The organism is Mesorhizobium sp. M0910 (genome assembly GCF_040319465.1).
GTDB lineage: Bacteria > Pseudomonadota > Alphaproteobacteria > Rhizobiales > Rhizobiaceae > Mesorhizobium.
This window is the reverse complement of record NZ_JAMYNZ010000029.1, coordinates 20,154-27,503: the sequence shown is the minus strand read 5'-3', so window position 1 is coordinate 27,503 and position 7,350 is coordinate 20,154. Positions and strand designations below refer to the sequence as shown.

At 59.1% G+C, this 7,350-nt stretch carries 3 protein-coding genes and 3 pseudogenes; 3 read left to right on the top strand and 3 right to left on the bottom strand.

The genetic code is table 11. The features are described 5' to 3' along the window. Positions 1-165 precede the first annotated feature (165 nt). A pseudogene (gene tnpC, locus NKH78_RS31665) lies at positions 166-1,709 on the top strand (IS66 family transposase). A 248-nt stretch (positions 1,710-1,957) separates the two neighbouring features. Here the strand turns inward: tnpC and NKH78_RS31660 are convergent. The 3 genes and pseudogenes from NKH78_RS31660 to NKH78_RS31650 form a co-directional block, all read right to left on the bottom strand. Continuing rightward, complete coding sequence (locus NKH78_RS31660) at positions 1,958-3,130, bottom strand: M24 family metallopeptidase (RefSeq protein WP_352885073.1); 1,173 nt, start codon at positions 3,128-3,130, stop codon at positions 1,958-1,960. Positions 3,131-3,183: 53 nt separating this feature from the next. After that, positions 3,184-3,393: pseudogene (locus NKH78_RS31655) on the bottom strand (IS701 family transposase); the annotation flags it as partial. A gap of 142 nt (positions 3,394-3,535) precedes the next feature. Beyond that, on the bottom strand, positions 3,536-4,744 hold the full coding sequence (locus NKH78_RS31650) for an ATP-grasp domain-containing protein (RefSeq protein WP_502899883.1): 1,209 nt from the start codon (positions 4,742-4,744) through the stop codon (positions 3,536-3,538). Between the two features lie 705 nt (positions 4,745-5,449). Here NKH78_RS31650 and NKH78_RS31645 point away from each other — a divergent pair. Further along, a pseudogene (locus NKH78_RS31645) lies at positions 5,450-5,721 on the top strand (DDE-type integrase/transposase/recombinase); the annotation flags it as partial. Positions 5,722-6,552: 831 nt separating this feature from the next. After that, entirely contained in the window at positions 6,553-7,290 is a 738-nt protein-coding gene (locus NKH78_RS31640; RefSeq protein ID WP_502899885.1) for a helix-turn-helix transcriptional regulator, read from the top strand. Positions 7,291-7,350 lie beyond the last annotated feature (60 nt).

The window sequence follows — 7,350 nt, the reverse complement described above, 5'->3', positions numbered from 1 at the left end:
TGCAGAAGGTCGGCTCGGTGCCCGAAACAAACGAAACAGCAAACCAATGAAGGGGTCAGTTCTTCAGTTCGCCAAAGGGGTCAATTCCTGGATTCGTTTGACAACAGTGACTCAGGTGCCTTGTCTCCAATGGCATTATCGGAGATCATGCGGTTGATTTAGTGCATGAATCTGAGGGTTCTCCAGGAAGAGAACGAGCGTTTGAAGGCGCTCCTCGCCGAGGCGCAGGCAGCTTTGGCAGAGTCCGAGGAGGCGCGCCGCCGCCTGGAGAGCGTCGTCAGCCAGCTCACCACGAGAAGTTCGGCGCCAAGTCCGAGAAGCTGCATCCCGATCAATACCACCTGCCGCTCGAAGACGTGGAGATCGCGCAGGGCGTGCTCGATGCCGCGCAGGAAAAGGCGCAGCGGGTCATCCGGGGGCGTTCGGACGGCTCGTCCGGTTCGCGCCAGCGCAATCGTGGCCACTTGCCTGCCCATCTGCCGCGGGTGGAGCGGATCATCGAGCCCAGGAGCACGCTGTGTCCGTGCGGCTGCGGCGAGATGGCCAGGATCGGCGAGGATGTCAGCGAGCGGCTCGACGCAATCCCGGCGCAACTGCGCGTGCTGGTCACGCGCCGCCCGAAATACGCTTGCCGGCGCTGCTCGGGCGCCGTCGTGCAGGCGCATGCGCCCGAGCATATCGTGCCTGGTGGCCTGCCGACCGAGGCGCTGATCGCCCAGGTCATCGTCGCCAAGTTCGGTGATCATTTGCCGTTCTACCGGCAGGCCGAGATCTACGCCCGCCAGGGCATCCAGCTGGATCGGGCGACACTGGGCAACTGGGCAGGCCGGGCCTGCTTCCATCTCAAGCGGGCATCTGGCTGCGGCCGAGCGCCTGTTCATGGACGAGACCACCGCGCCGGTACTCGATCCCGGACGCGGCAAGGTCAAGAAGGGCTTCTTCTGGGCAATCGCTTCCGATGACCGCGGCCATGGTGGCCAAGGCCCGCCCATCGTGCTGTTCCACTATGCGCCGGGACGCGGCGGCGAGCATGCCGAACGCTTCCTTCAAGGCTTCGGCGGACAATTCCTGCAGGTTGACGCCTATGAGGGCTATGACCGGCTGACACGCCTGGAGCGGCCACAAGGACCGTGGCTGCTCGTCCATTGCTGGAGCCACCTGCGCCGACGTTTTGTGAAGCTGGCGCGCAACACCAAGCCCCCGATCGCCGAAGCTGCCGTGCGCCGGATCGCTACGCTCTACGCCGTCGAGGCGACGGTGCGCGGCATGACGCCACAAGCTCGGCTCGCCGCCCGACAGCAGTACTCCACCCCGATCATCGCCGCCTTGAAGCCGTGGTTTGAAAAGCAATTGTCGATGATCTCCTCGGGCTCAAAGCTGGCCGAAGACATCCGCTATGGTCTTGCCCATTGGGAAGGGCTCACCCGCTTCCTCGGCGACGGCCGGCTCGAGCTCGACACCAACCCGGTCGAAAACGCCATCCGGCCGTATGCTTGACCAGAAAAAATGCTCTCTTTGCTGGCCATGAGATCGGGGCCGAAAACTGGGCGCTGCTCTCATCCGTCGTGGCCACCTGCAGGCTCAACGACGTCAATCCCGTTGCCTATCTCGCCGAAACCCTCGAGGCCATCATCAACGGCCATCCACAGAGCCAGATCGAGGAACTCATGCCCTGGCGATTCCGGAAAACATCAAGCCCAAACCCATAGGTGATCGGCGAGGCGCTTACGATTATCCTCCAACATGCGTCGGAGCAACGTAGATGTCTCTTATATCGAGAATTGTATGAAGCGCGATTGAAACTGAAAGTACATTATTGACATTAGGCTTATCTGTACTTAGTCGGCCGTGAACAATGGAGGGATCTGGCCTACTTGACCACGCCGAAGACAATCCTCGCAGCGGCATGACAGAGGCGGAAAACCACTTACAAACCCCCGCCCAGCTCTCGGGTGGTTTATGCGGGACGCTCGAAAAGGGCGTGCGGGACGGTGCTCATCAGCTCCGCGCCATCTTCCGTGACGCGGACGGTGTCGCTCAACAGGTAGATTTCGCCGCGCTCGATGAAATTCGACTCGAAGTGGAAAGTCACGTTGGCCAGGAGCTCGGTGTCGTTGTTGGCCGCCAGGCTTGGGCCGTCAAGGGTGTCAATACCAGTGGAGTAGCCCATGCGCCCCTCCTTCGTGAGGCCGTACGGCCGAATAGCCGCCTGGAACGCGCGCGCGACATCACCGCAGGTCGCGCCCGGGCGCATCGCGTCGACGGCAGCGTGAAAACCCGCCATGGCGCCCTCATGCCGACGCTTCCGGTGTGGTGTAACCGGGCCCATATGAGCGATCCGCGTGATTGGAGCCTCGTACCGTCGCCGGCTAGCGGTACACTGCAGATAATACTGCTGCCCGGCTGCAAATACGTCGTCCATCCACGCCTGGTGTGGCGCGTTGGCAAACTCGCCACCACGGATGTGAGGGGGCCACGACGGCGGTCCGCCCGGAATGCTCTCGGTTCCGGCGCAGAGCACCGACATGAGTGTGCCCGCCACCTCACAATGCCTCATGCCGACGGCGATCTTGTCCATGCCAGCAAGCATCGCTCGGTCTGCTATGGCGGCCGCTTCGGTCATATAAAACAGCTCACGCTCGGACTTGACCAGCCTGCATGCCGATACCAAACCGTCACCATCACGCGGCTCCTGGCCTCCCAATGCGCCGACAAGCTTCGGGTAGTCGGCCAGGCCCAGCCGAGATAGTTCGACGCCGACACGCGCAGACGCTCTCACCTTATCCTTGACGAACCGCCCGATCGGTTCCCACCCACTGGCGCCTTCGGAGCCGCCGACGTAACTTTCAGCATATCCGATAACCCGGTCCTGCGGAAGCCAGCATCCGGCGTCGGCCGCAGTGTGGGCGTCCATCTTGCGCAGGATGAAATACGGATCGTCATCCAACGTGACGAGCACAGCCTGCGGCTGGCTGGAAGCGGAGTCGTGTCCCAGGAGATAGTATTGATCAGCTTGCGAGATGACAAGCAACGCGTCCATCCCAGCATTGGACATCAACACACGGACTTTATCGAGTCGCGCCCGATACTCCGAGGTCTCGAACGCCTGCAAAATTTTCCTGTCGTTCATGCAGGACGTCCTCTCCTAATTTCGTTGTCCGTCACGAGCCTTGTCCAAGGCCCAAGGACCGCATCATCTGTGGCGAGGTGCTCTACAACGTACTCTCGCACGATGTCGCGCAGTCCGTCCGCGTCCCAGCGTCCGCGACCCAGAATGGCTTGTTGCCGCCACGGGCCGGGATTACCGGCCGCCTCAGCGCGCATGCAAGCTATCTTGCGGCGCTCGTCACCCAGCAAACAGTCCAGGAAAAGGCTCGCCGACGCCGCAACTCGATGCACCCGTCCATGACCTCCGAATCATGGAGACCTAAGCCGCGTCACAATCGAGCCCAGCTCTGGCTTCCGCAGCCAATTAGAGGAGCACGATGTCACTCTAACGCCCTATTGATCTCAGCATCGTCATGTGAGCTTGGAATCAAATACTTTTGGAGTCACTTTGACCATTGGTTCTCAATGGCGTGATGGACCAATGAATCAAGTCGAGAGCATGCCGAAGTATGGCTTTGCTCTGTTCGAGGGTGGGTGAAGCGGCGATAACATATCCTATACAGTCGCGATAATCACCTTTCCGGACAATCGGCGTCTGGGAGTTAATATAGAACTTAACTTCAGCGACACCTGGTACGCTAGCAGCCGGGCTTGCGCCATCGATCCAATCAAGGATGCCATCGCGATCAGGAACCAGGAACTGCGCGGCCGCAGTTTGCGAACGCCTCCTGCGCAAATTCACGTTGCCGCCGATGGCAAGCTTGATATGTTCGGCTACGAGATCGATACCAGAAGCTAACTTCACCATTTGAGGACCGGGCGAACCAGAAAGACGCGGATTAACTTCAATGACGATTGGGCCACGCTTCGTCCACCGGAGTTCAATGTTTGTTGGCCCCCAGCCAAGGCCGAGAGCTCGCAAACAGCTCAGCGAAATATCGCTGATACGCTCATGTTCCTCGTCAGTCAGCACGGCCGGATAGGTGTTCTCATGATAGACGAAGTGCGGTGGGGGGCCGAAGTCAAGGGTGGAAATCCCAATGACCTCTTTCCCCATTATCTCAGCGACACAAAGGGGGCCTTGTGCGAATTCTTCGACCAGTATCCTTGGCGACGACCGCCCAATGTGTGTCCCGCCCAACAGATGAATCGTGTGTTGGACTACCTCATCGGCAGTGCGGCACAATCGGACACCGACGCTGCCGCTGCCCACCACAGGCTTAACTACCACCGGCAGTCCGATCTCCGCGGCAGAATCCTCTACATCCGCTGCATTGGCCGCCAAGCGATAAGCAGGTATCGGAACGCCTGAGGCCGCGAGAAGTTGACGCTGAGTGTACTTGTCGAGGCATTGTTCAATAGCTTCCGGGTTCGGTCCAGGTAGATCGAAGTGCCGACAGAGCTTGCCAACTGTCGCATAGAACGAATCCGCAGCACTTGTGATGCCAGCGATGTCATAGGTCGCTCGGAGCCGGGAACATTCGCGGATCAGCGCATCCAGATCGTCTGTATCAACACGGATTGTCTCAGCCCCTTTCGCCGCGAAGTGGTCATACCGAGTTGGATCGGCCGAAAGGGTAATTGGCTGAAGGCCAAGACGCTGAGCAGTCTGGACGTATAGCAGACCCGAGCCCATTGTCGTGCCTCCAAGTATGATCAGCGCTCTTGCCATTGGCTGTGGACCCCTTCTGTGCGTGCCGTGCGGCGGTCTGAAGGAGTCGGCATCTTTGTAGCCGCACTTGACCTCAGACCTTGCCCCGAGGCTAGCATCATCAACGATTTTGCGGCGTTAAGAGTGTGCGAATTTTATTTCGAGTTTCGTTGCAACGGCTGCCGTTCAGACTTTTGTCCGCGTCTTTGCAAAGCCGGACAGGGATGGAGTACGCCTCTAGACTGAGACACAGAAAATCGCGGGAATGCAGCCGCTGCTGGTTGTAGATGATGCGATGAAGACCCGATCCGCTTGCGCGTCGGCGGCGTCTTTGTAGGTGAGGCCCTACATTTTTCCTGCTTGAGCGTTTTCATGAAGCTTTCCACTTTCGCATGTGAGCATATCCGGCGATCGATGACTCGATTGTGAGGTGACACAGGCTTGGTCGGCTGATTCAACGTCCAGCTTGAAGAGGTGGTCGATGGCTAGCGCACTGAGCGGCGATCTTCATTGGTGGGTTTCCGCAGCGCATGAGCGCTTGGCTTTGCAGGCGCGGCTGGACGTCAAAAAAGTCCGCACGTGCACTGGAGCAGGACCGATGTCAACTGCCTTGACCAAGACCACGCGTGCGTTGGGCCGCCCCGTATTGCCATGCGCTGACTCGGGGCGCGCCGGCGTGGCTGTATTACAAGCGCGACGCGCCAGGTCATGCCGAACGTGGAACACCGCTCGCATAAAGGCTTGAACAACCGGGCGGAGAATTCTCCCCTGCTGTTCCGAAAACGGGAACGAACGCGACAGGGTTTCCGGTCGTCGGCTCATTGCAGCATTTCGTGCCGATCTTCTCTGCCGTCCGGAACCTCTTCGTCCCATCGCCGACCAACCGCTCCGCAGCACAAATTCGAACCCATCGACGCCAGGCAATGGCCGCGTGGGAAGCCGTGAGTGCACGGCCTGCCTGAAAAGCGCGGTGTCGGCCTCACGCGGCCCCATTTCAAACAACGTGGCAACGCGCGCGCTTCTCACAGAAAGCCCGGCCCTGACGCCGCCGAGCTCGATTTTCCACGCTCGACATCGTCTGACTCATTCGTTCAAGTAGCTTCATTACCTGCTCGCCGGGACGATTTGCCTGTTCGCGGCCAACGAGTCCTGGGCGAATTTCACTGATTTCATAATCCTGATCTCAAAAAAATCGTTGACAATAGCGACAATATGTCGACAGTGGCTTGCGACATCGAAGTTGAGCACCCGTGAGACGACTTTCGCACGCGCTGTAAGTGTAAATTACCTGAAAGGGGTTTCCGCAGATGCGCCGGTAAGGCGCGCCGAGATGTCGAAGGATGCGCCTGCCTTTCGCCAAGACGGGACTGTATGTGGTGCGTGCCCCAAAGATGTAACAAGACAAACCCGTTGTGGTCCACAGCGAGCTCGTTCGCAAGGACATAACCTGCCGCCGCTGTCTGGTCGCCACGCGGCCGCGACCTACGGGCGGCAAGCCCTGCCGGTGCACCTCCCCACCGGCAGGGCGATATTCTTAAAAATGCTGAGAGTGGCTGCATAACGTCCATAACTAAAGCTTGACAAGGAGAGTAACCGTCACATCAAGCTCCAGAGCTCCGACGAAGCTACTATCGCCGCGCATGGCCTGGCGCGGTATGAAGCCGGTGCCCACATTCCGGCCAATGCCCGCGAGATAGGTAACGGTCGGCCGGTAGGCTGACAGTTAAGCCCTGCACGTCAGGTTATCGGCAACAGACACATCGACGCATAGAGTTCAAGGCATGACGAAGGACATGCGAATTGTCTTTGAGACATTCCTGGAAAAATTGTCGGCGAGTGTCGAGGAGAGCGATTTTCGCGGAGCCCTGGCCGATGTCGCCTCAAGTCTCGATCTACTCGCCTTTGCCTACCTCTCCATGCCGCCGGGGTCGGATGGCAGGCCCATGCTCATCTCCAATTATCCGGCGCTCTGGAGAGCGCGCTATCTTGAGAACCGGTATCAAAACGTCGACCCGGTCATTTTACGTGCAAGCTATGGAAAATCCGCATTTCGATGGGGATTTGACCTAAAAGGTTTTGATCTGACCGGGCCTCAGCTTAGGTTTTTCGAGGAAGCAGCGCAGTTCGGCATCCGCTGCGGCGTGACGATCCCGATCATTGATGGCCGCGGCAATTTTGCGGCTATGACCTTTGCCGCTGACAAGCCAGATCCTGCATACTTTCGCGTGGCCGATCGCTACGAGCAAGGTCTTCCGTTTTTCGCGAGCTGTTTTCATACGTTCGTCCGCTGCAGACTATCGGGCGATCAAACAGTTGGCGGTGTGTTGTTGACGCCGCGTGAATACGAGTGCCTGCAGTGGGCGGCGCGCGGCAAGTCCGCCCGAGATACAGGGGACATCCTGGAGATCTCGCGGTACACGGCTGAGTTCCATCTGGCAAACGTCCGCAAGAAGCTTGGCGTGACAACCACCCGACAGGCGATTACGCGTCTGGCGGCTTCAGGCTTTTCGCTTCCTGATAAGTCGGCTTGACCTCCGGAACTGCACAGGCTGCGCTTTCGCGAAGTATCGTCTCCAATGGCGAGGAAATGT

Bases quoted from the DNA above. Each gene is read 5' to 3' on its own strand.
- NKH78_RS31660 (WP_352885073.1), bottom strand. From the start codon at position 3,130: ATGAACGACAGGAAAATTTTGCAGGCGTTCGAGACCTCGGAGTATCGG.
- NKH78_RS31640 (WP_502899885.1), top strand. From the start codon at position 6,553: ATGCGAATTGTCTTTGAGACATTCCTGGAAAAATTGTCGGCGAGTGTC.
- NKH78_RS31650 (WP_502899883.1), bottom strand. From the start codon at position 4,744: ATGGGCTCGGGTCTGCTATACGTCCAGACTGCTCAGCGTCTTGGCCTT.